Origin of the sequence: Streptomyces sp. NPDC088733 (assembly GCF_044751185.1) — a bacterium.
Lineage (GTDB): Bacteria > Actinomycetota > Actinomycetes > Streptomycetales > Streptomycetaceae > Actinacidiphila.
In genome coordinates this window covers 505,318-527,803 of record NZ_JBIVLH010000002.1, presented here as the reverse complement: position 1 = coordinate 527,803, position 22,486 = coordinate 505,318, and the positions used below count along the sequence as shown (strand labels likewise).

Genomic DNA, 22,486 nt, shown 5'->3' with positions numbered 1-22,486 from the left:
ACACCGGCGATATGCCGGGCTGCTTAGGCTTCCGGCATGCGTGTACTGATCGTGGAGGACGAGCCCTTCCTCGCGGAGGCCGTCCGGGACGGCCTCCGGCTGGAGGCCATCGCCGCCGACATCGCGGGCGACGGTGACTCCGCCCTGGAACTGCTCGGCGTCAACTCCTACGACCTGGCGGTCCTCGACCGGGACATCCCCGGCCCCTCCGGGGACGAGGTGGCCCGGCGCATCGTCGCCTCCGGCAGCGGCATCCCGATCCTGATGCTGACCGCCGCCGACCGGATCGACGACAAGGCCTCCGGGTTCGAGCTCGGTGCCGACGACTACCTCACCAAGCCGTTCGAGCTGCGGGAGCTCGTCCTTCGGCTGAGGGCGCTCCACCGCAGACGTGCGTACGCCCGGCCCCCGGTCCACGAGATCGGCGGCCTGCGGCTCGACCCCTTCCGCCGCGAGGTCTTCCGCGACGGCCGGTACGTCGCGCTCACCCGCAAGCAGTTCGCCGTGCTGGAGATCCTCGTCGCCGCCGAGGGCGGCGTCGTCAGCGCCGAGGAACTGCTGGAGCGGGCCTGGGACGAGAACGCGGACCCCCTGACCAACGCCGTGCGCATCACCGTCTCCGCGCTGCGCAAGCGGCTCGGTGAGCCGTGGCTCATCGCCACGGTGCCGGGCGTCGGCTACCGCATCGACGCCGGCGGCACGCATGCGTAGACCCCCGGGGCTCAGCGTCCGGATGCGGCTCACCCTCAGCTACGCCGGGTTCCTCGCGGTCGCCGGCGCCCTGCTGATGGGCGTGGTGTGGGCCTTCCTGCTGCGCTACGTCCCCGACACGCCCCGGGGCCTGCTCGGGATCTCGCCCAACCGCTACCTCCTGGTGCACACCTTCGTCCCGGCCGCGGCCGTCGCGATGGCCTTTTTGCTCGTGTTCGGCCTCCTCGGCGGATGGCTCCTGGCGGGCCGGATGCTCGCACCTCTGACGCAGATCGGGGACGCCGCGCGCAGGGCCGGTGCCGGGTCGCTGTCGCACCGGATCCGGATGAAGGGCCGCCAGGACGAATTCCGCGAACTCTCCGACGTGTTCGACACCATGCTCGAACAACTCGAGTCCCACGTCGCCGCGCAGCAGCGTTTCGCCGCGAACGCCTCCCACGAACTGCGCACCCCGCTGGCGATCTCGCGGGCACTCCTCGACGTCGCCCGCAAGGACCCCACGCGGGACCGGGACGAACTCATCGAGCGCCTGCACGCCGTCAACACACGGGCGATCGGCCTCACCGAGGCCCTGCTCCTGCTCAGCCGCGGCGACCGCGGCACCTTCCCCCGCGAGGGCGTCGACCTCTCCCTCGTCGCCGAGGAGGCCGCGGAAACGCTGCTCCCCCTCGCCGAACAGCGCGGGATCACGCTCACCGTCACGGGCGGGGCGGCCCGTACGAGCGGCTCCGCGGAACTGCTGCTGCGGGTGGTGACGAACCTCGTCCAGAACGCCGTCGTGCACAACCTTCCGGCCGGCGGCACCGTGACCGTGCGCACCGAGGCGCACGGCGGCACGAGCGTGCTCCGGGTCGGGAACACGGGCCGCCCGATCCCGCCGGACCTGGTGCCGACGCTCACCGAACCCTTCCGGCGCGGAACGGAACGCGTACGCACCGACGAGCACGCGGGTGTCGGCCTCGGCCTGGCCATTGTGCACAGCATCGTCCGCGCCCACGACGGGACCCTCGACCTCGTCGCCCGGCCCGGCGGCGGTCTGCTCGTCACGGTCCGGCTGCCGGGCACGCCCCTCGCCGCCACGGGACGACGCCCGCCCCGGACGACGGCCTAGGGTGGCCCGCATGTACTCCACACAGGTCTCGTGGCACGTGCGCGCGGCGCCCGCCGCGGTGTACCGGGCGCTCCTGGACCCCCGGGCGGTGGCGCGCTGGCGCGTACCGGCCGGCATGAGCGGGCACGTCCACGCCTTCGACGCCCGCGAGGGCGGCCGCTTCCGGGTGTCCTTGACGTACGACGGGCACCGGGGCGAGGGGAAGTCCGGCGCGCACACGGACACCTACCACGGGCACTTCGCGCGCCTCGTGCCGGACGAACTGGTCGTCGAGATCCTGGAGTTCGAGACGGACGACGCCGCACTGCGCGGCGCCATGACGATGACGACGTCGCTCACCGCGGTGGAGGGCGGGACCGACGTCGTCATCGTGCACGAGGGCATTCCCGACGCCGTGCCCCGCGAGGACAACGAGACGGGAACGCGGATGGCCCTGGAGAACCTGGCCCGGCTGGTCGAGGGCGCCGGGCCCGAGTGAGGGCCGCCGGGCCGTCGCGCGCGGGCCAGCGGGATCAGGCGCCCGTGCCCGCCTGGAACGGGCCGATCCGCGGCACCGAGGCCTTGCCGGTGTTGGAGACCTTGCCGCCGTTCCACGGCACGCGCAGGGACGTGCGCTCGTCCGGCGGCGTGACGAGCACGGCGGCCGGGACCACCGTGGTCGCACCGGAGATGTCCGGGTTGCTGAACGTCATCGGCGCCCAGGCGCTCGCGCCCGGGGCCAGGGTGATCCGCTGCTTGGCCATGCCGGTCTGCCGCTCGGGGTCCACGGTCACCTGCCGGCCCGCGCTGTCGACGAACGCCAGGCCGGGGAAGCCGTAGACGGTGCAGGTGCGGGAGGACCGGTTGGTGAGCACGACCGGGAAGTTCTCCTGGCCCGCGCCCGGGTTGTTCGCGCCGATGGAGGCACGCAGGTCCGCGGTGTGGCAGCGGGTGCTCGCGGCCGCCGTCGTGCCGGTGCCGGTGGCGGGGCTCGACGGAGCCGCCGGGGTCGCCGGGGTCGTCGCGGTGTCGTCCGACGAGGTGCCGGAGGACTGCGAGGGCGGGGCGGAGGCGGCCGTGTCACCGCCGGCCGGGCTCGCGGAGCCGGGCAGGTTCTGCGGGGCGCCCGCGCCGGTGCCGCTCTTCCCGCAGCCGGTGAGGACCGCCATGGCGAGCGCCGCGCCCACCAGCAGGGGGATACCGGCCCGCCTGGTGCGGCGGGCGCCGTGCCGCTGCGCCGGGTCTCCGTCGTGGAGGTGGTTCACCACGTCTGTGCCTTTCTTCGTCCTGTGGTGCGGCCGTGACGTCCCGTCCGGTCGGCGGGTGTCACGGTGGAGGGCGATCCCCCTCTTAGTGGGATGCCACATCCGGGGCAGAAGTTCACGGTCTTGCCCGGTATGGATCAACCCGGTACGGATCAAGAAGTGATGTCGAGACCGCCGAGGACACGGCCGGTCAGATCGCCGCCGCCGCGCTGCCGGACCTGGACGTACACCTGCGGCTGGGCGGTGCCGTCACGCCCCAGACTGATCTCGTCGATCGAGCCGCCGGCCGCCCCGCATTCCGTCCAGTGGCGGATCCGGCCGCTCCACCGCGTACCGCGGTAGCCGCGGGACTCCTGGCGGCGGCAGACGTCGTGCCGGACGGCCCCGACGCGGGCGGCGAGGTCTCCGTGCTCGCTCAGTCCCACGAAGACGCCGTCGACCCGGGCGTCCAGGTCCGGCCAGCGGGAGGCGTCCCCGGCCACGACGAGCCCGGGCTCCCGGGCGTCCGGCAGGCCGAGCGCCGCGGGGTTCCACCCGCCGCCGACCAGTTCGCGGCTCCACGCGGCGGGCACGGTCACCGTGATCCGCCCGGTGGCGTCGCTCACCGTGTTCGTCGCCGGGGCCCGCGGCGGGGTCCTGCGGGCGGCGAGCAGCCCACCGCCGGCCCCCGCCGCCACCAGCACGGCGCACAGCGCGAGGACCAGCGCGCGGCGGTGCGCCCGCAGCCCGCGCGGTGCAACGCCCGCGGCGGGCCGGCCATGGCGTGCGGCCAGTGCCTCCAGTTCGGTGGCGAAGCGCCCGGCGTCCGGCCAGCGCTTCCTGCGATCCGGCTGGAGCGCGCGCAGCACCGCCCGCCGTACGTCGGCCGGCAGCCCCGGGCGGAGCCGGTCGGGCCGGGTGATCCGCCCCGCGGGGCCGGGCACCGTACCGGTGAGCAGGTGGTAGAGGACGGCCCCGAGCCCGTACACGTCGGCCCGCACGTCGACGCCTCCGTCCGGCCTGGCCTGTTCGGGCGCCATGTAGCCGGCCGAACCGGCGACCGTCGTCAGGCCCGAGGCCTGGGCGAGCGCCTTGGCCAGCCCCAGGTCGGCCACCAGGACCCGCTCCGCCCCGTCGCGCGAGGTGCCGATCAGGACGTTCGACGGCTTGATGTCCCGGTGCACCACGCCCGCCTCGTGCAGGGCGGCGACACCGCGGGCGGCCTCCGCGGTCAGCCGCAGCGCGTCCCCCAGGGGCAGCGGGCCGTCTGCGAGCAGATCCTCCAAAGTGCCCCGGTCCGCGTACTCCATGACGAAATAGGGACGGTCGTCCGGTAGTTCGCCCATGTCGAAGACCTGCACCAGACGGCTGGACGCCGCCTTGCGCAGCAGCCGGGCCTCGGTGAGGAAGCGCTCGCGCAGATCCAGGCGGTACGCCCAGTTCTCGGCCATCACCTTGACCGCGACAGGGGCTTCGAGCGAGTCGTCGTGCGCGAGCCACACCATCGCGAACGCCCCGGCTCCGAGCGGCCGCACGAGCCGGTAGCGGCCGATCTGTTCAGGAGGGGGCATAGGCATATCATGCACCGGCCACCCACCCGTCCGAGGAGGACCCCCGTGACGCCCGCCCAGGAGACAGAGGAGCTCGCGGCACGTGCGGCGGCCGGCGACTCGGCGGCCCTGGACCTGCTGCTCGTGGGAATCCGGCCGGAGGTGCTGCGGCGGTGCGGCCGCTTCCTGGTGCAGCGAGAGGACGCCGAGGAGGCGGCGCAGGACGTCCTGTTCCAAGTCGCCCGCAAGATCGGCACGTTCGAGGGCCGCAGCCAGTTCCACACCTGGCTGTACACCGTGGTCGCCAACTGCTGCCGGCAGAAGTACCGGGAACTCAAGCGGCGGCGGGGCGAGCAGCCGCTGTCGGCGGCGGACACCGACACGCCCGACCCGCGCCGAACCAGCATGATCGCCGGCACGCGCGTCGACCTGCTGGAGGCGCTGGAGCGCCTGGAGAGCGCCAGCCCGGAACTCGTCGCGCCCCTGGTGTACCGCGACATCTGCCAGATGGAGTACCGGGAGATCGAGGAACAGCTCGGCATCCCCATGGGCACGGTCAAGTCCCGCCTGCACAACGCACGCCGGCAGGTGCGGAACTGGCTGGCCGACCCCGGCTGAGGGCTTCCGGGAACGGGCGGAAGGGCAATCCGCAAAGAAACATCGATGGTTCCGTGAACTTTTCCGGTCCCGCGCGCAACTCACTGATCCAGGGGCGGTGTCTGCCGCCGCCGCAGGATGTCCACGGGAGTTGTGCTTTGTCCATATTGAACCGGATCGTGCCGCGTCGAGGGAGACGGTCGGCCCTCGGCGCGGGAACGGCGAGTGCCATGGTGCTCGCGGCGGTGGCCGCGCTCGGTGCCACGGGGCCGGCTCCGGCGACCGCCGCCGAGACCGCCCCCGCCTCGCCGAAGGCGTCCGCCCGCACCCAGCCCGGCCATGTCGAACCGCTCTGCGGGCCCGCGAAGCCGCACGAGTTCAGCTGTTTCGGCCTCCGGCGCACCGACGTCCCGGCCCGGAAGGGCCTGCGGACCGCCGGACAGGCCGCCCCCGAGGGCTTCGGGCCCGCCGATCTGCTCAGCGCCTACGCCCTGCCCGCGAACGGCGGCGAGGGACGCACCATCGCGATCGTCGACGCCTACGACAATCCCGATGCCGAGGCCGACCTCGCCGTCTACCGCGCCCAGTACGGCCTGCCCGCCTGCACCGCCGCCAACGGCTGCTTCACCAAGGCCGACCAGCGCGGCGGCACCGACTACCCCGACCCCGACCCCGGCTGGGCCACCGAGATCTCCCTCGACCTCGACATGGTCTCCGCGGTGGCCCCCAACGCCCGCATCGTCCTGGTCGAGGCCGACACCCCGACCAGTGACGACCTCGGTGCCGCCGTGGACCAGGCCGTCGCGCTCGGCGCGCAGTACGTCTCCAATTCCTACGGCTCCAACTACGCCTTCTTCCCGGAGGACCCGGCCGAGTCCGCCCTCGACGTCCACTACGACCACCCGGGCGTCGCGATCATCGCCTCGTCCGGCGACTCCCGCTACGGCGTCGCCTACCCGGCGGCCTCCCCGTACGTCACCGCGGTCGGCGGCACCTCGCTCACCAGGAGCGCCGGGACCTCCCGCGGCTGGACCGAGTCCGTGTGGGACCACGACGGCGGCGGCACCGGATCCGGCTGCTCCCTTTACGAGCCCAAGCCCGCCTTCCAGCACGACACCGGATGCGCCGGGCGCACCGTCGCCGACGTCGCGGCCGTGGCCGACCCGGCCACCGGTGTCGCGGTCTACGACAGCTACGGCTCCGGCGGCTGGGGCGTGGCCGGCGGCACCAGTGCCTCCGCGCCGATCATCGCGGGTGTGTACGCGAACGCCGGCACCCCGGTCGCCGGCACCCACCCCAACGTCTACCCGTATGCCGCCGGCGGCCTGAACGACGTCACCGACGGCAGCAACGGCCGCTGCGCCCCCGCCTACCTGTGCACGGCGGGCCCCGGCTACGACGGTCCCACCGGCCTCGGCACCCCGAGCGGCCTGAACGCCTTCCGGATGGGGCCGCACGGCACCCTCTCCGGCACCGTCACCGACCGGGCCTCGCACGCCCCCGTCGCCGACGCCACGGTGACGGCGGGCCTGTTCACCACGACCACCGACAGCGAGGGCCATTACACCCTCCCGCTGCCCGCAGGCCGCCACGAACTCGCCATCACCGCCTACGGCTACGCGCCGGGCGCGGCCACGCAGGTCGACGTCGCCGACGGCGCCACCGCGACACGGGACCTCGTGCTGCGCAAACTCGCCACCCACCGCGTGTCGGGCACCGTGACCGACGCCTCCGGGCACGGCTGGCCGCTGCACGCGAAGATCACCGTGGACGGCGTCCCGGGCGCCCCGGTGTGGTCCGACGCCGTCACCGGCGCCTACCGCCTCGACCTGCCCGAGAACCACACCTACACCCTGCACGTGGTCGGCGACGACCCGGACTACCGCTCCCTGACCCGGCAGGTCGCCGTGCGGGGCGCGGACCTGAGGGTGGGGCTGGGACTGCCCGCCGACACCTGGGCCACCGGCAACCCGGCGTACCGGCTGCGTGTGGACACCCTGGGCACCGAGTCCTTCGACTCGCCGTCCGGCCCGCCGAAGGGCTGGAGCGTGACGGACCTCGCGGGCACCGGGCACGGCTGGTCGTTCGACGACCCGGCCGGCCGGGGCAACAACACCGGCGGTTCCGGCGGGTTCGCCGTCGCCGACAACGACCACGCCGGCTGGGACGTGGCCATGGACACCGTACTGACCGGCCCGGTCTGGGACTTCGGCCGCGCCGGTGACCCGGAGCTGGCGTTCAGCACCGACTACGAGGGCTCCGCGGAGCAGCGCGGCGACGTGGAGGTCACCGCCGACGGCGGCAGGACCTGGACCACGGTGTGGCACCAGGACCAGGGGTGGGGCAGCGGGCGGGTGGAGATCCCGCTCAGCGACTGGGCGGGCGAGCGCGCGGTGCAGGCGCGCTTCCACTTCACCGGTCCCGGCCTGCTGTGGGCGGTGGACGACGTGACGGTCGCCGAGCGCGTCCTGACCCCGGTCCGGGGCGGGCTGCTCACCGGCCTCGTCACCGACGCCAACACCCGGCGCGGGCTGATCGGCGCCCAGGTGCGCTCCGGTTCCGGCAACGTCGCACCCACCCTGGCCACCGCGGGCGACCCGCGGGTCGGCGACGGCCTGTACCGGCTGTTCGTCCCCGGCAGCGGCAGCCACCAGGTGGCCGCGGGCAAGCCCTCGTACAGCACGGCCTCCCGCACCGTCGCGGTCCCCGCGGACCGGACGTCGCAGGCCTCGTTCGCGCTGAGGGCCGGGCGGCTGACGACCCGCGTGACGCACATCGACGCGACCACCACGCCGGGCGGCAAGGTCACCCGGAAGGTCACCGTGCGCAACACCGGGACCGCTCCGCTCACCCTCCGGCTCGGTGAGCGCACCGGCACCGGCCCGGACTCCGCCGCGCCCGGCACCGCCTGGCGCTCCCTGCCCGACCTGCCGGCCGCGGTGATGGACAACGCGGTGGAGAGCCACGCGGGACGGCTGTACTCCGCGCTCGGCACGGGCGACGGCGACACCCCGACCGGCGACCTGTACGTCCTCGACCCGGGGGCGGGCACCTGGCACCGCGGCGCGAGTGCGCCGGAACCGCGCCAGGCCACCGCGCACGGCTTCGTCGGCGACCGCCTCTACACCGTGGGCGGCTGGGGACCCGGCGAGCAGGTCAGCTCGACCACCCAGGTCTACGACGCGGTCCGCGACACGTGGTCGGCCGGCCCGAGCATCCCCGAGGGCCACTACGGCGCGGCGGGCGCCGTGCTCGACGGCCGCCTCTACGTTGTCGGCGGATGCACCAACACGGACTGCTCCAGCACCGTCTTCGTGCTGGACCCGGCCACCGGCAGATGGTCCCGGGCGGCCGACTACCCGCAGACGATCAGCTGGGAGTCGTGCGGCGCCGTCAACGGCAAGCTCTACTGCGCCGGCGGCAACCACGACTACGTCGAGACGGGCGCGGCCTACGCCTACGACCCGGCCTCCGACAGCTGGCAGCCCGTCGCCGCCATGCCCGTGGGCCTGGCGACCGCCTCGTACGCCGCGGCCGACGGACGGCTCCTGGTCTCCGGCGGCTTCAAGCGGGTCGGCGTGAACCGCGTCCTCACCCCCGAGGGCTACGCCTACGACCCGGGCACCGACAGCTGGACCCGGCTGCCGGACGCCCCCACCGCGGTCTACCGCGGCGGCGGCGCCCCGGGGATGTACCAGGTCGGCGGCAGCAACCAGAGCCGCTTCCCCGTCCCCGTGGCCACCGCCCGGCAACTGCCGGGCTGGGACCGGACGGAGACGGACGTGGCCTGGCTGTCGGAGCACCCCGGCCGGCTGACGCTGCGGCCGGGCGGGAGCGCGACGTTCACGGTCGCGTTCGACGCCCGCGACATCCGGCGTCCCGGCGACCTGACGGCGTCGCTGCTGCTGCGGACCGACACCCCGTACTGGGTGCCGCCGGTCCCGGTCGCCCTGCACGTCGTGAAGCCCGCGGGCCGCTGACGCGGTTCCCGCACGGTACCGGGCCCCTCGGACAGGTCACCCGACCTGTCCGAGGGGCCCCTGCCGTACCAGGGCGGGAGCATGCCTGCGTTGACTTCGGGCTGTCATGCTGCCACGAGCGGCGGCGTCCACCGCTTGCTCGGAGACGCGTGTAGCGCTTCTGACCGGCAACGATGAGACGTGCGGAGGGTCCTGGCCGTTGGTGTCGAAGGAGCACTTCTCAGGTGAAGACCGCATGTCGGCGTCCAGCGCCACGGGTGGGGGGCGGACGGGTGGGGTACTGCTGCTCGAGACAGTCGGCAGTACGGGCCGGCATCCGGCGACAATGATCGTTGGCCGCCTGTGCGTATGACGTGGGGGGTCTTGTGAGTCCGAGTCCGCGCGAGGTGTTCCTCCGGCTTGTCCACGGGGTCGCCGACGGGAACTCAAGCGAGTTGCCCGACCTGTACGGCGAGGTCACCGATGTCCGGCATCCGATGGCGATGCCGGAGTCCGAGCCGTTGACGAGTCGGCGTGCGCTCCGGGAGCACTTCACGGTGCCGCCGGAAGTCCGGGAGTCCTTGCCGAAGAGGCGTGTCGTCGATGTCGTCGTCCACGAGACCGCCGATCCTGAAGTGATCGTCGCCGAGTTCGCTTACGAGTTCACGTTGCCGGACGACTCCGTGGCCAAGGTTCCCTGCGTCTTCGTCATGCGTGTGCGGGACGGTCAGATCATCGAGTCACGCGACTACATCGACCCGATCCGTCGATACACGGCACGCGGGGATCTCGACCGCCTCATCGCGTCGTTGCGCAAGGGCGTTTCCTAGCCCCGCGCTTACCGGGATGGGCTGTCCACGACGGACCGGCTTGTCAACCGCGAAGGATGCGGACGGAGGGGTTCCTGCCGCTGCCCCGCCGGTCCGGCGTTCCTGGACGGCCCCGCCGCCGGCGCGCTCGCCCACCCGGAGAGGTGCGCGGGGTTCACGGCAGCACGGCGCAGAGCGCGTCCAGCGCGCCCGCCCACGCGCTCTCCGAGGGTGCCGCGTAGTCGACGACCAGCCCGTCCCGCTCCGGCACTTGAGCCTCGGAACCGGCGATGTCGTGCCGGAACTCCGCCAGCCCGCTGACCGCCAGGCCCCGCCGTGCCGCCGCCTCGACCACCGGGCGCTCCGTCCCGCGGGGCAGTTCGAGGACTCCCTGGAGTCCCGCCGCCATGCCGGTCATGCGGACGGCGGGGGCCCTGCGCGCCAGCGCCGCGACCAATCCGGCGGTGACGGTCGCCCTGTGGGTCATGGGCGCCTTCCCGGGCCGTGCCGTCCTGCCCTACGCGCTCGCCCAGTTCGCCGGCTCCGCAGCGGGCACGGCCTGGGACGTCTGGTCTGGGGTCCCGCGATCTCCCGCCCGGCGGTCGCCCATGCGGCGATCAGGCCCGCGGTCGACTGGCACCCCGCGTCCGTCTTCCTCGCGGAGGCCGCAGGCATGATGCTCCTGATCCTTGTCGTCGGGTTCGTCATGGCCCGTCCCGGGCGGGCCTACCGGGTGCCCTGTGCCATCGGGCTGTCCGTCGGGCTGGTGATCGTCCTCCTCGGGCCCCGCAGCGGGGGATCGATCAACCCCGCCCGGCAGTTCGGCCCCGCCGTGCTCTCCGGGCAGACCACCGACCTGTGGATCTACCTGGTCGCGCCGGTCCTCGGCGCGGTCGCCGGGGCCTGGCTCCACCGCCTGCTCGCGCGGCGCGGCCGCACGCCTTGGCCTTTCGGCCCCCGGACCCTCCGGGTGCCCCGTCCGCACGAGGCGGATCCGCAGGGTCGGGCCCGGGCACGTTCTCAGGCCCGCAGGTAGGTCAGGACGGCCAGGACCCGGCGGTGGGTCTCGTCGGCCGGGGGGAGGTCGAGTTTGGAGAGGATGCTGCCGATGTGCTTGCCCACGGCCGCCTCGGAGACGACCAGTTCGCGGGCGATCGCCCCGTTCGACCTGCCCTCCGCGACCAGCGCCAGGACCTCCCGCTCGCGCGGGGTGAGCCGCTCCAGCGGACCGCGGCGGCGGCGCAGCAACTGCCGGACGACCTCGGGATCCACGACCGTGCCGCCGGCCGCGACCTCGCACAGCGCCTCGACGAACTCCCCGACGCGGCCGACCCGGTCCTTGAGCAGATACCCGAGGCCCGTTCCGTCGCCGGAGTCCAGCAGTTCCGCGGCGTAGGCCCGTTGCACGTACTGGCTGAGGACGAGGACGGGGAGGGCGGGCCGCGTCTGCCGCAGCCGCACCGCGGCCCGCAGGCCCTCGTCCTGGAAGCCGGGCGGCATGCGGACGTCCGTCACCACGATGTCCGGGGAGTGCTCGTCCACGGCCGCGAGCAGCGCGTCGGCGTCGCCGACGGCGGCCACGACCCGGTGCCCGAAGCGGTCGAGCAGGCCCGTCAGCCCCTCCCGCAGCAGCACGCTGTCCTCGGCCAGCACTACGCGGAGGTCTCGGTCCACTCGCAAGGAATCTCCACACGCAGCAGGGTCGGTCCGCCGGGCGGGCTGGACAGTGAGAGTCTCCCATCCAGTACGGAGACCCGGTCGGCGAGCCCGGTCAGCCCGCTGCCCGCACCGGGCTCGGCGCCGCCCCGGCCCGCGTCCCGCACCTGGAGGACGAGGCGCCCGTCGCGGTGGCCGCCGCTCACCTCCGCCCGGTCGGCGGCGCTGTGCCGGGCGACGTTGACCAGGGCCTCGCGCACCACGAAGTAGGCGGCGGCCTCGACCGCGCGGGGCAGCCGTCCGGGCAGTTCGAGGTCCACGTCGACGGGGACGGCGGAGCGGTCGGCGGCGTCGGCCACGGCCGCCTCCAGGCCGAAGTCGGCCAGGACCCGCGGGTGGACGCCGTGGATGAGTTCGCGCAGTTCCTCCAGGACCCTGCCCGCCTCCTCATGGGCCCTGGCGAGCTGTTCGGCCAGGGGGCCGGGCGGTGCGTCGAGGCGCGCCAGGCCCAAGGCCATGGTCAGGGCGACGAGGCGCTGTTGCGCCCCGTCGTGAAGGTCGCGCTCGATCCTGCGCCGCTCCGCCTCGAATGCGTCGACCAGGCGTACGCGGGACCGGGTCAGTTCGACGATCCGGGCGCCCGGATCGCGGTCGCCCGGAGCGACGAGGAGGCGGGTGAGTCCGGCCCGTGCGCCCGCGGCGACGCCCATGACGTACGCGCCGAGCGCGAGCAGCACCAGCCCCAGCACGGCCGCGCCGCATGCTGCGGGCCATGTGGTGACGGTCCACTGCTTGAGCACCTTCGCCTCGTGCCCCTCACCGACGGTCGCCATCAGCACCGGGGCGGCGACCAGCGAGAGCGGGACGGCCAGTGCGACGGTGACGACGAGTGCCTCCACCGGCCACAGCAGCCCCGCGAACAGGACGGCGTAACCGAGTTCCCGCCAGGTCGCCCGCTCCCGCAGCCGCGTCGTCAGCCAGGCCCACAACCCACCTTCCGCGGGCGTCACATGGGGCCCCGGTGCGGGTTCGCGGTCGATCAGGCGCAGCCTCGCCCGCTCCAGCACGGCGACGGGAAGCCCCGCGAGCGCGGTGAGCGCGAGCAGCGGCAGGCCCACGAGGACGACGGCGAGTACCGTCCCGGCGGCCGCCGCGGTCACGATCCCCACAAGGGTGACGGCGCCCGCGACCACCCCGGTCAGCAGGTAGGCCACTGAGCGCCACGGCCACGCGGACAGCAGGAAGCCGCGTCCGGACATCGCCTGCCACACATTTCCGGGATGCATGCGGATCACCGTAGGCCCCCCGTGCGGGCCGGACCATCGGCCCAGCGCGAGGAACGGGGGTATGCCTGGCCCCACCCCGACTCTCCCCCCTGCCCCAATGCGCCACGGCCGCCCGGCGGGATTTCGTGGAGTCACCCGGGAGACGCCGCGCCCCGGAACACCCCGCGGGGGGAGACGCGGCCCGAACGAAGGGGGACACATGAACGACGACGCCATCAGAATGCGCTCCGTCAGCAAGCGCCACGGCTCCGGGGACAGTGCCGTGACGGCCCTGGACGAGGTCTCGCTCGCTTTTGCCAGAGGCACCTTCACCGCCGTCATGGGACCCTCCGGCTCCGGCAAGTCGACTCTCCTCCAGTGCGCCGCGGGCCTTGACCGGCCCACTTCGGGGTCGGTACGGCTCGGCGACACCGAGCTGACGTCGCTCGGCGAGAGACGGCTGACCCGGCTGCGCCGCGAGCGGATCGGCTTCGTCTTCCAGGCGTTCAACCTGCTGCCGTCGCTGACCGCCGAGCAGAACGCCGCGCTCCCGCTGCGACTCGCGGGCCGCCGGCCCTCCCGTGCCACGGTGCGCGAAGCGCTGCGGCAGGTCGGCCTGGGCGACCGTGCCGGGCACCGGCCTGCGGAGTTGTCCGGTGGCCAGCAGCAACGGGTTGCCCTGGCCCGCGCGTTGATCACCCGCCCCGAGGTGCTCTTCGGTGACGAACCGACCGGTGCCCTGGACTCGCGGGCCGGCCGCGAGGTGCTGAACCTGCTGCGCGGCATGGTCGACCACGAAGGCCGCACCGTCGTGATGGTCACCCATGACCCGGTGGCCGCCGCCTGCGCGGACCGTGTCGTGTTCCTCGTCGACGGCCGCGTCCACGGCGAACTGGCCGCGGCGAGCGCGGACGACATCGCCACGCGGATGACCGGGCTGGAGGCCGTGCCGTGCTGAGCGTCGCCCTGAGCACCCTGCGCACCCGCTGGGCCACCTTCGCCGGCAGCTTCGTCGCGCTGTCGCTGGGGGTCGCGCTGCTGGCCGTGACCGGACTGGTCCTCGCCTCCTCCCAGGACGCGCCCGAACGGCGGCCCGAGCGTTTCGCCGCGGCTCCGGTCGTGGTCCGGGGGCAGGACACCCTGCGCGTGAGCACGCCGAGGGGTGTGCGGACGCACGCGCTCGCACAGCCGCGTGGCGTGCCCGTCACGACGCTCGCCGTGCTGCGGGGGTTCGGTCCGGTCGTCGAGGACCGGTCGTTCCCGGTACGGGCCGAGGGCGGACCCGGTGACCTTGTGGGACACCCTTGGTCCACCGCTGCGTTCGCCCCCTACGTGCTCACCGCGGGACGCGCGCCCCGCGCGGACGACGAGGTCGTCGTGAGCGGTGGCTGGGCCGTGCCGGGCACGCGTGTGCGCACCGACCGGGGCACCGTCCGCGTCGTGGGTGCCGTGTCGGAGCGTGGTTTCGAGCATGCCGTCTTCTATACCGACGCACGTGCCGCCCGGCTGTGTCCCGTCAGCCGGCAGGCGGTGGTCGACGCGGACGCCACCGCGGTACGGGAGGCGGTCCGCGGCAGCGGCGCCCGGGTACTCACTGGGAACGACCGGCGCTACGCCGACGCCGATCCCGGCCGCGACGGCGAGGCGGTGACCGCGATGAACGCCCTGTTCGGCACAGCCGGCGGCGTCACCGCCTTCGTGTCGGTGTTTGTTGTGGCCTCCACGTTCGCCTTCTCGGTCGCCCAGCGCCGCCGTGAGTTCGGGCTGCTCCGCACCGCCGGCGCCACTCCCGGCCTGCTCCGCCGGATGGTGCTGACCGAATCCCTGTTGGTCGCCGTGGTCGCCTCGACGACGGGCTGCCTGCTCGGGGCGTACGCGGCGCCGCGGCTGGCCGCGTCGGTGGTCGAGCACGGACTGGCACCGGGCTGGTTCACCGTCAAGGACCACAGCTGGCCCTACCAGGCGGCCTTCTGGACGGGCCTGCTCGTCGCCCTGGGCGGTGCCGCCGCGGCCTCCTGGCGGGCCGGCCGGACCGGCCCCGTGCAGGCGTTGCGCGAAGCCTCCGCCGACCCCGAAGCGATGACGTGGGGCCGGTGGGTGTTCGGCGCCGGGCTGCTGCTGACCGCCGTGGTGACCCTCGGTGCCGGCCTGGCCGGCGACCCCGGCGACCTTCTGCACCGCAAGACGTACGTGAGCCGCCCGCTGCTGCTGATCACGGCGGCCGCCCTGCTCGCGCCCGTCGTGGTGCGTCCACCGGCCCGCCTCCTGGCCCGCGTGTCCGGCCGGCTGCCCGGTGCCGTCGGCATGCTGGTGGGCGAGGGCGCCGCAGCCGGGGTGCGCCGCACCGCCGCGGTCGCCGCGCCCGTCCTGGTGATGGTCGCCCTCACGGGGTCACTGCTCGGCAGCACCGCCACCCTCGACGGGGCCAGGGCCGTCGAGATACGCCAACGGACCACCGCCGCCTACGTGGTCACCGCCCCGGACGGTGCGGGTTTCGACGCGCGGACCCTGCGACGGCTGCGCGGCGTGCCCGGGGCGCAGGTGTGGCCGTCGGCGGCGAGCGAGGTGTTCGTCCTGGAGGACGGCCCGGCATTGATCAGGTCCGAGGCGCGGGCAGCCGACCCCGGGGCCTTCGCCGCCACCACCCGGCTGCCACTCGTCGCGGGGAACGCGGCCGATCTCGACGACGGGTCGATCGTCGTGAACGAGGAATGGGAACGGCACTCCGTCGGCGGGCGCGTCCAGGTCTGGCTCGGGAACGGCACCAGGAGGACGCTGCGCATTGCGGCGGTGATGGCGGTCGGCACGGGCGGCAACGGTGTCTGGGTCACTCCCGCCAACGCTCCCGGTGCCGTCGTCGACCGGGTGGACGTGGCCCTGGCGAAGGGCGCGGATTCCGGCGAGGTGAGTACCTTGCTGCGCAAGGCGGTCGAGCCTGCCGGCGGTCGCGTGCTCTCCCGGGACGAGTGGCTCGCGGCAGCGCGGCCGGAGAACGACCGTACGACGTGGCTCGGCTTTGTACTCGTCCTCGGCATCGCCCTGATTTACACAGCTGTCTCCCTGGTCAACACCACAGTGATGGCCACCTCCGACCGGGTGCGCGAGCTGGCCGCGCTGCGGCTGGCCGGGGGCACGTATCGGCAGGTGCTGCGGCTGGTGGGGGCCGAGTCCCTCGTGGTGGTCGCGGTGGGGACACTCCTGGGCCTGGCCGTGGCCGTACTCAACCTCTCGGGAATGCGGTGGGCGCTCGCCCTGCTGTCGGTGAGCGCTCCCATCGAGCTGCCCTGGGCGGCTGTCGGGGCGGCCGCGGGCGCGTGCGCGGTCCTCGCCGTCCTCGCGTCGACCGTGGGGGCCGGACTCGCGCTGCGGCGTCCCGCGGTGGCACTCGCGGGAACGCGGGAGTGACCCCGCGCCGGGCGCGGTGTCCGCCCAGGAAGGCCGTGTATGGGCGAAGGCGGTCGGGGGCGGTGCCCGTGCTGTCCGGCACGGGCCGCGGGTCCCGCACCGTCGCAGCCCTGTTTCAGGGGATATGTCCCCCTCCCTGTTACCCTCGCCCCTGTCCGTCGGCGGGCCGCCGCCGCGACCGTGAAAAGGAGTGATCCCTCATGCGTGTTCTGGTCGCGGGTGCCACCGGAGCGGTCGGGCGGCTGCTTGTTCCGCTGCTCCTGGAGTCCGGGCACCAGGTCACGGGAATCTCCCGCACGCCCAAGGGTGCCGAGAGTGTACGTGGCCAGGGCGCGTCGGCCGTGCAGGGCGATGTGTTCGACCGGGACGGTCTGCGGCGGATCGTGGCCGCGGCCGCGCCCGACGCGGTCGTCCACCAGCTCACCGACCTGTCCGGCGCCGACGGGGAGGCGACCAACCGGCTCCGCCGGGAGGGCACGCGCCACCTGGTGGACGCGGCCGTGGCCGGCGGCGTCACCAGGATCGTGGCCCAGTCGATCTCCTGGGCGTACGCGGCGGGGGAGGGGCGGGCCGACGAGTCCGAGCCGCTGGACATCGGCGCGCCGCAACCCCGCGGAGCGCTGGTCGACGGCCTGCGGGCGCTGGAGGACACGGCGGCCGTCATGGAGGCGGCGGTGGTGCTGCGCTACGGCGTCCTGTACGGCCCCGGCACCTGGTACGCGCCGGGCGGCGCCGTGGCCGCGGCCCTGGCCGGCGATCCGTCCGCGCGGTTCCTCGGGAGCATCGAGGCGGATCTGTCCGTGAGTTCGTTCCTGCATGTCGCCGATGCCGCACGGGCCGCCGTCGCCGCCCTCGACTGGCCTTCCGGGCCGGTCAACATCGTGGACGACGAGCCTGCGCAGGCCCGCGCGTGGCTGCCGGTCCTGGCGGACGCCCTCGGCGTGCCCGCACCGGTCGCGACATCGGGGCGGCAGGACTGGGCGCGGGGCGCCTCCAACGCGCTGGCCCGCTCGCGGGGGTGGCGGCCCGGGTACCCGACCTGGCGCACCGGCTTCGCGGCGCAGGGCGCCTGATCCCCGGGGTTCAGGAGCCGCCGATGACGCTCACGTCGTCGGGGTCGATCAGGTCGGGGGAGAGCCAGCCGTCGAGGTCGTACTCGGCGAGGCAGGTGTCGGCGAAGCCGCGGTAGGCCTCGGTGAGGCCCGTCGCGTCCTGCGCGGTGAGGATGTCCAGCCGGACCGCCTCGTGGTTGCCGCTGTAGCTGCGCTCGTACAACTCGTGCCGGCCGCCGAACTCCGTGCCGACGGCGTCCCACAGGAGCTTCATGACCTTGGCGCGGTGCACGGCGTCGTAGCCGTTCGAGCCGCGCATGTAGCGGTCGAGGTAGGTGCGGACGTCAGGGTTCTTGAAGTCGGCGGCGTGCGAGGTGAGGTAGATCAGCCCGCTGCCGAGGTCCTGTTCGACGATCTCCCTGATCCGGGGATACCCCTGGGTCATGAACCAGCGGTAGGACAGGCCCGCGTCGAGGTTGGGCAGCACGCTGCCGCCCACCCACGGGTCGGGGTTGTGCGCCATGGAGTCGGTGAGCGCCCACATCAGGTTCCGCCAGGCGAGCACCTCGCCGACCCGGGTCCGCACCCCGCGGAAGTCCGAGGTCCCGGTGATGTCCAGGGCCTTGAGGAGCAGCCCGGCCAGGAACTCGATCTTGACCGCCAGCCGGACGCATCCCTGGAAGGCGAAGCGCGGCAGGAAGCCCGACGCGGGCAGGAAGGCGTCCGCCTTCTCCGGGTCGCCGTGGACGAACACGTTCTCCCAGGGCACGAGGACCTTGTCGAGCACGAGGACGGTGTCGTTCTCGTCCAGGCGGCTGGACAGCGGGTGGTCGAAGGGGCTGCCGGTCACCGCGGCGTTCATCGCGTACGAGGGGCGGCAGATGAGCTTCGTCCCCGGTGCGTTCAGCGGGATCGCGCAGACCAGCGCGTACGCGCGCTTCTTGAGGGGCAGGCCGGAGTGCGCGACGAAGCTCATGTGCGTGGTCGCCGATCCGGTGGCCACGACCTTGGCGCCGCTGACGACCAGTCCGTTGTCCGTCTCCTTCTCGACGTGCACGAACACGTCGGCCACCTCGTCGGGAGGCCGGTCGCGGTCGACGGGCGGATGGATGATCGCGTGGTTCCAGTACAGGACCTTCTCCTGCGACTCGCGGTACCAGCGGCGGGCGTTGTCCTGGTAGGGGGCGTAGAAGTCCGCGTTCGCGCCGAGCGTGCCGAGGAACGCCGCCTTGTAGTCGGGGCTGCGGCCCATCCAGCCGTACGTGAGCCGGGCCCACGCGGCGATGGCGTCCCGGTCGCCGACCAGGTCCGCCGCGCTGCGGGCCGCGCGGAAGTAACGCATGGTGCGCCCGTCGCTGCCGGTGTCGGTGGGGCAGGTGAGCACGGGCCCTGCGGCCGGGTCGTGCAGCGCGTCGTACAGGCGGGCCGCCATGCGGACGGTGTTCCGGAACGCCGGGTGCGTGGTCACGTCCCGGACGCGCTCCCCGTACAGGTAGATCTCCCGGCCGTCGCGGAGACTCTCCACGTACTCCTCCCCGGTCAGCGGGCGCGTGACGCGGACTGCGGCCGGGTCGCCGTCCGGAGCGGTCATGCGGAGGCCCCGTCGGTCGCCGCGGGGTGTGCCGTCGCGCCGACACCCATCGGCTGCCCCTTTCGTCGCGTGCCCGCCGCCCGAAGGCCGCACCCGCAGGACGGACGCAAGCCGCTTATTACGTAAAAACCCACAAAACCGCCCAGTGGCGGCTCTGTCAAGGGAGGGCGTACGCAGGGGCGGTCAGGCGGGCGTTACGGCCCAGGCCACCTCGTCGGGGACGAGGACGCCCTGGTAGACCCGCTCGGTCATCGCCGCCACCCGGGGCCAGGCGAACCGGGTCAGGGCACGTCGGCGCCCGTTCGCCCCGCACACCCTGCGGGTGCCGGGGGAGGCGAGCAGCCCGCCGACCGCCTGTGCCAGGGCGGCGTGGGAGTGCGGCGCCACCAGGCGCCCCGTGCCCGGGTCGGCCACGGTGTCCAGGTGGCCGCCCACCGCGCTGGCCACCACGGGCCTGCCGCAGGCCATGGCCTCCAACGGCACGCTGCCGAACGGCGCGTAGTCCGCGGGGCAGACCACGACGTCCGCGCTGCGGATCAGCGGCGCCACCGCGGTGCCGGGCACGCCGCCGGTGAACCGGACCCGGTCGCCGACCCCCATGTCCCGTGCCAGGTCGAGCAGCCGGCGCACCTCGGGGTCGCCGCTGAGGCGGTCCGCGGCCGGACCGCCGACGACGACGAGCTCGGTCCCGGGCAGCCGGGTCAGCGCGGCGACGGAGACCGCGATGCCCCTGCGTGCGGTCAGCGGGCCCACTTGGAGCAGCCGGTGGTGTGCGGGGCCGCGCTGGGCGGCGAGGCCGATCGGGGTGAACCGGTCGGTGTCGACGCCCCGGGGGACGACGCTGATCCTGTGCACCGGAATGCCCATCCGCACCAGTTCCCCGACCTCCTCACGGCAGACGGCGATCACCCGGTCGCAGGCCAGGCCGAGTTCGGTCTCGCGGACGACGAGGTCGGCCGGCCGGGCGCCGCCGGGCGCCGCCTCGTACCGCCGCGTGACCGTGCCGAGGGCGTGGAAGGTGTGCACCAGCGGAATGCCCAGCTGACCGGCCGCCCGCAGCGAGGCCAGGCCCGACATCCAGAAGTGCGTGTGCACGATGTCCGGTTGCCGCAGGCGCCAGAGCCGGGTCAGGGCGCGCCCGAACTCCGCCATGTGGGGCAGCAGTTCGTGCTCGGTCAGCGGCCGCGGCGGCCCGGCGGGGACGTGGTGGACCTCGACGCCCTCGCACAGCGGCACCACGTCCGGCAGGCCCGGCGCGTCACGCCGGACGTGCACGGTCACCCGGTGGCCCCGCCCGGCGAGGGCGGCGGCCAGCCGCACGACATGGGCGTGGGGCCCGTCGCCGTCCGGTCCGCCCGGCACGGCCAGGGGGCTCGCGTGCTCGGAGACGAGCGCGATCGCCATGGAGTCGGCGGTGCTGCGGCTGTTCATGGGCGCACCTCCCATCCCGTCGTGCTCACCGTGCGGGCTCCGGCAGCACCAGCCGTACGGCCTGGAGCAGGTCGGAGGCGAGTACCTCGGCCTCCCGGACCTCCTCGGGCAGGGTGACCGGGGTGGGGACGAGCACCCCGCGCGCGCCCGCGGCCCGGGCGGCGGCCGTGTCGGCGCCGATGTCCCCGATGACGGCGGCCTGCGCGGGGGGTATGCCGAGCCAGTCGCAGGCCGCGAGCACCAGGCCGGGCGCGGGTTTGCGGCAGTCGCAGACCTCGTCCCAGTGCGGGCAGACCGCCCACAGCGCGAACGGCCCGAGCAGGTCCTCCACGCGCCGCTGCACCGCGACGACCTGACGCCATGTCAGCACCCCGCGTCCCACCCCCGACTGGTCGCTCACCACACCCACCGGGATCCCCTGCGCCCGTACGGCCGCCACGGCCTCGCGGGCGGTCGGCATGGGGACGACGCGCGCCGGGTCGCCGTTGTAGGGCACGTCCACGACGAGGGTCCCGTCGCGGTCGAAGAGCACCGCCTGCGGGAACCCCATGGGGGGCTCCGCGGGTACGGCTCCCGGGAACAGCCACGGCCCGGGGGAGGGAAGCGGGGGGCCGTGGGTGTTCCAGGTGCCGAAGCGGCTGGTCACGGCCGGACCGCTCGCGGACGGCGAGGGGTGCGGCCGGGGGCGGGAGTGTGGTTTCCGGGGAACGGGGAAGGGCGTGCCATTCGATCTCCTCCCGTCGGGGCGGATACCGGTCACACGTGGCGGAAGCCTCTCAACACCATCCGGTCCCGCCCGCCCGGAGGCACCTTCGCCTACGCCGATCGGGTGAACGCCGGCGGCGCGGGCGCCGGGCCCGCTACTGCGCCCAGGCCTGTGCGGTCCGGGTCGCGGGCTCGACCTCGACGACGGTCTCCAGGCCGACGAGCGTCACGAGGCGGCGGGGCTGGCCCTGCACCCCGTGGAGGGCGAGATGGACGCCCTCGGGGGCGAGCCGCTGCCGCAGCCGGAGGACGAGGTTCACCCCGGACGAGTCCATGAAGGTCAGTCCGGCCAGATCCAGGACGACGGAGGTGCAGCCGTCCAGATCGAGCGCGTCGCTGACACGCGAGCAGCTGTCGATGTCCATCTCGCCGGTCAGGTTGAGGGTGAGGCGATCGGCGTGACGCTCGGGTTCCACGGTCAGGGCGGTGGTCATGGTTCCTGCTCCTTCGGGGAGCCGGAGCCCATCGCGGCATCTGTCGGGGTCGACTGCCGCCATCCGCGTGCATACCGGCGCACGCGGAGTCCAGTAAGTGGCCCGTACCTTTCCGCCGGCCGTGAAGCGGCCGGGAGGACGGCGCGGAACGAGTACCAAACCAGGCTGATGTCCCCTCACCCTCCCACCGCGGCACCGGGCGGGCCAGGGCCCCGATCCGCGGAAAAGCGCCGGTCGCACGTGGGGACGGACCCTAACCCCCGCCCCCCGCCTGCGGGTTCACCGGGGCCGGGGGTACGCGGGGCGTCGCGTTCCCTCCGGACCATCCGTACACTTCCCGCACGCCCTGTTCACGCACCCGCCGCAATTCGGCGCCGCCGGGCCGGAACACGGCCCGCGGTGCGGGCCACGTCGCCGGAGGCCCGCCGGGCAGGGCCCCGGTCCGCGGCCGTCAGGCGCCGCGCGTGCCGCGCCGCGGACGCGGTACCCGCGTGCGGCGCGCCCGCCGGCGCCACCAGGCGGTGGCCGGCCAGGTCGCCGCGAGCAGGGTGGCCACCCACGCGGCCCCGAACGCCCACAGCAGGGGACCGTCCTTGGTCGTCGCGGCCGCCGGCAGCAGGGCGAGGCTCGCCCCGCCCAGGAAGGTCACCAGAAGCGCGCGCGGCCGGCGGGCGACGCGCGCCGCCGCGTCCCGCCGGCGGGTGTGCGGCCGCATCGTCCGCAGGCACCGGGCGAGTTCGCGGTCGCGCCGCAGCAGGCCCTCGATCCCGTTCAGCGCACGGACTTCCTCGACGCTGAGCGCGCAGTCCTCCCGCATCGACGCCTCCACGGCGGGTGCCACGGGGTCCGGGCCGTCCGGCCACCCGGCTCACTTCTACCCCCGGACCGCCCCCTGAGCGGGCCCACGGCGCGATTGACCGGATTGTG

20 protein-coding genes and 1 pseudogene are annotated in these 22,486 nt (G+C 74.2%); 11 read left to right on the top strand and 10 right to left on the bottom strand.

Going from position 1 to position 22,486, the window contains the following annotated elements:
* The first annotated feature begins 36 nt into the window (after nt 1-36).
* The 3 genes from ACIP64_RS05710 to ACIP64_RS05700 are packed head-to-tail and all read left to right on the top strand — an operon-like array spanning nt 37 to nt 2,300.
* A complete protein-coding gene (locus ACIP64_RS05710) occupies nt 37-711 on the top strand; it encodes a response regulator transcription factor (RefSeq protein WP_401582257.1) in 675 nt (224 codons plus the stop codon).
* On the top strand, nt 704-1,822 hold the full coding sequence (locus ACIP64_RS05705) for a sensor histidine kinase (protein ID WP_401582255.1): 1,119 nt from the start codon (nt 704-706) through the stop codon (nt 1,820-1,822). Before ACIP64_RS05710 ends, ACIP64_RS05705 begins: the two co-directional genes overlap by 8 nt.
* Before the next feature lie 10 nt (nt 1,823-1,832).
* On the top strand, nt 1,833-2,300 hold the full coding sequence (locus ACIP64_RS05700; RefSeq protein ID WP_401582252.1) for an SRPBCC family protein: 468 nt from the start codon (nt 1,833-1,835) through the stop codon (nt 2,298-2,300).
* 34 nt (nt 2,301-2,334) lie between these two features.
* Here ACIP64_RS05700 and ACIP64_RS05695 read toward each other — a convergent pair whose 3' ends face one another.
* Nucleotides 2,335-3,069 carry a DUF4232 domain-containing protein gene (locus ACIP64_RS05695; RefSeq protein WP_401582251.1) on the bottom strand — a complete coding sequence of 245 codons (735 nt, stop codon included), beginning with the start codon at nt 3,067-3,069 and terminating at the stop codon, nt 2,335-2,337.
* 149 nt (nt 3,070-3,218) lie between these two features.
* The gene (locus ACIP64_RS05690) at nt 3,219-4,616 is read right to left on the bottom strand and encodes a serine/threonine-protein kinase (protein ID WP_401582249.1); all 1,398 of its coding nucleotides are present in this window, start codon (nt 4,614-4,616) and stop codon (nt 3,219-3,221) included.
* 9 nt (nt 4,617-4,625) lie between these two features.
* Between ACIP64_RS05690 and ACIP64_RS05685 the strand changes: the two genes are divergently transcribed.
* From ACIP64_RS05685 to ACIP64_RS05675, 3 genes are all read left to right on the top strand, one after another.
* The gene (locus tag ACIP64_RS05685; RefSeq protein WP_401582247.1) at nt 4,626-5,213 is read left to right on the top strand and encodes an RNA polymerase sigma factor; all 588 of its coding nucleotides are present in this window, start codon (nt 4,626-4,628) and stop codon (nt 5,211-5,213) included.
* Nucleotides 5,214-5,350: 137 nt separating this feature from the next.
* Complete coding sequence (locus tag ACIP64_RS05680) at nt 5,351-9,172, top strand: carboxypeptidase regulatory-like domain-containing protein (RefSeq protein ID WP_401582244.1); 3,822 nt, start codon at nt 5,351-5,353, stop codon at nt 9,170-9,172.
* A 386-nt stretch (nt 9,173-9,558) separates the two neighbouring features.
* The gene (locus ACIP64_RS05675) at nt 9,559-9,981 is read left to right on the top strand and encodes a nuclear transport factor 2 family protein (protein WP_401582241.1); all 423 of its coding nucleotides are present in this window, start codon (nt 9,559-9,561) and stop codon (nt 9,979-9,981) included.
* Nucleotides 9,982-10,135: 154 nt separating this feature from the next.
* On the opposite strand, the pseudogene ACIP64_RS05670 reads toward ACIP64_RS05675, so the two are convergent.
* Nucleotides 10,136-10,417, bottom strand: a pseudogene (locus tag ACIP64_RS05670) (PLP-dependent aminotransferase family protein); the annotation flags it as partial.
* Here ACIP64_RS05670 and ACIP64_RS05665 point away from each other — a divergent pair.
* The gene (locus tag ACIP64_RS05665; RefSeq protein ID WP_401582238.1) at nt 10,368-10,637 is read left to right on the top strand and encodes an aquaporin; all 270 of its coding nucleotides are present in this window, start codon (nt 10,368-10,370) and stop codon (nt 10,635-10,637) included. The pseudogene ACIP64_RS05670 and the gene ACIP64_RS05665 overlap by 50 nt on opposite strands.
* Entirely contained in the window at nt 10,520-10,996 is a 477-nt protein-coding gene (locus tag ACIP64_RS05660; protein WP_401582404.1) for an aquaporin, read from the top strand. The genes ACIP64_RS05665 and ACIP64_RS05660 overlap by 118 nt, the downstream gene beginning before the upstream one ends.
* On the opposite strand, the gene ACIP64_RS05655 is transcribed toward ACIP64_RS05660, so the two are convergent.
* Both ACIP64_RS05655 and ACIP64_RS05650 read right to left on the bottom strand, forming a co-directional pair.
* A complete protein-coding gene (locus ACIP64_RS05655; RefSeq protein WP_401582402.1) occupies nt 10,981-11,613 on the bottom strand; it encodes a response regulator in 633 nt (210 codons plus the stop codon). The genes ACIP64_RS05660 and ACIP64_RS05655 overlap by 16 nt on opposite strands.
* Nucleotides 11,613-12,875, bottom strand: coding sequence for a sensor histidine kinase (locus ACIP64_RS05650; protein WP_401582400.1), 1,263 nt, complete (start codon nt 12,873-12,875; stop codon nt 11,613-11,615). Before ACIP64_RS05650 ends, ACIP64_RS05655 begins: the two co-directional genes overlap by 1 nt.
* Before the next feature lie 226 nt (nt 12,876-13,101).
* Here ACIP64_RS05650 and ACIP64_RS05645 point away from each other — a divergent pair, with 226 nt between their 5' ends.
* From ACIP64_RS05645 to ACIP64_RS05635, 3 genes are all read left to right on the top strand, one after another.
* Nucleotides 13,102-13,839 (top strand): ABC transporter ATP-binding protein, encoded by a 738-nt coding sequence (locus ACIP64_RS05645; RefSeq protein ID WP_401582236.1) that lies wholly within the window; start codon nt 13,102-13,104, stop codon nt 13,837-13,839.
* Nucleotides 13,833-16,286 (top strand): ABC transporter permease, encoded by a 2,454-nt coding sequence (locus ACIP64_RS05640; protein ID WP_401582234.1) that lies wholly within the window; start codon nt 13,833-13,835, stop codon nt 16,284-16,286. The genes ACIP64_RS05645 and ACIP64_RS05640 overlap by 7 nt, the downstream gene beginning before the upstream one ends.
* Nucleotides 16,287-16,486: 200 nt before the next feature.
* The gene (locus tag ACIP64_RS05635) at nt 16,487-17,359 is read left to right on the top strand and encodes an NAD-dependent epimerase/dehydratase family protein (RefSeq protein ID WP_401582232.1); all 873 of its coding nucleotides are present in this window, start codon (nt 16,487-16,489) and stop codon (nt 17,357-17,359) included.
* A gap of 10 nt (nt 17,360-17,369) precedes the next feature.
* On the opposite strand, the gene ACIP64_RS05630 is transcribed toward ACIP64_RS05635, so the two are convergent.
* The 5 genes from ACIP64_RS05630 to ACIP64_RS05610 form a co-directional block, all read right to left on the bottom strand.
* Nucleotides 17,370-18,929 carry a 4-hydroxyphenylacetate 3-hydroxylase family protein gene (locus tag ACIP64_RS05630; protein WP_401582229.1) on the bottom strand — a complete coding sequence of 520 codons (1,560 nt, stop codon included), beginning with the start codon at nt 18,927-18,929 and terminating at the stop codon, nt 17,370-17,372.
* A 183-nt stretch (nt 18,930-19,112) separates the two neighbouring features.
* A complete protein-coding gene (locus ACIP64_RS05625) occupies nt 19,113-20,360 on the bottom strand; it encodes a glycosyltransferase (protein ID WP_401582226.1) in 1,248 nt (415 codons plus the stop codon).
* A gap of 25 nt (nt 20,361-20,385) precedes the next feature.
* A complete protein-coding gene (locus ACIP64_RS05620; protein WP_401582225.1) occupies nt 20,386-20,910 on the bottom strand; it encodes an HAD-IIIA family hydrolase in 525 nt (174 codons plus the stop codon).
* Nucleotides 20,911-21,220: 310 nt separating this feature from the next.
* Nucleotides 21,221-21,559: an STAS domain-containing protein gene (locus ACIP64_RS05615; protein WP_401582223.1), complete on the bottom strand. Its 339-nt coding sequence runs from the start codon at nt 21,557-21,559 to the stop codon at nt 21,221-21,223.
* A 451-nt stretch (nt 21,560-22,010) separates the two neighbouring features.
* Nucleotides 22,011-22,376, bottom strand: coding sequence for a hypothetical protein (locus ACIP64_RS05610; RefSeq protein WP_401582221.1), 366 nt, complete (start codon nt 22,374-22,376; stop codon nt 22,011-22,013).
* Between the last annotated feature and the right edge of the window lie 110 nt (nt 22,377-22,486).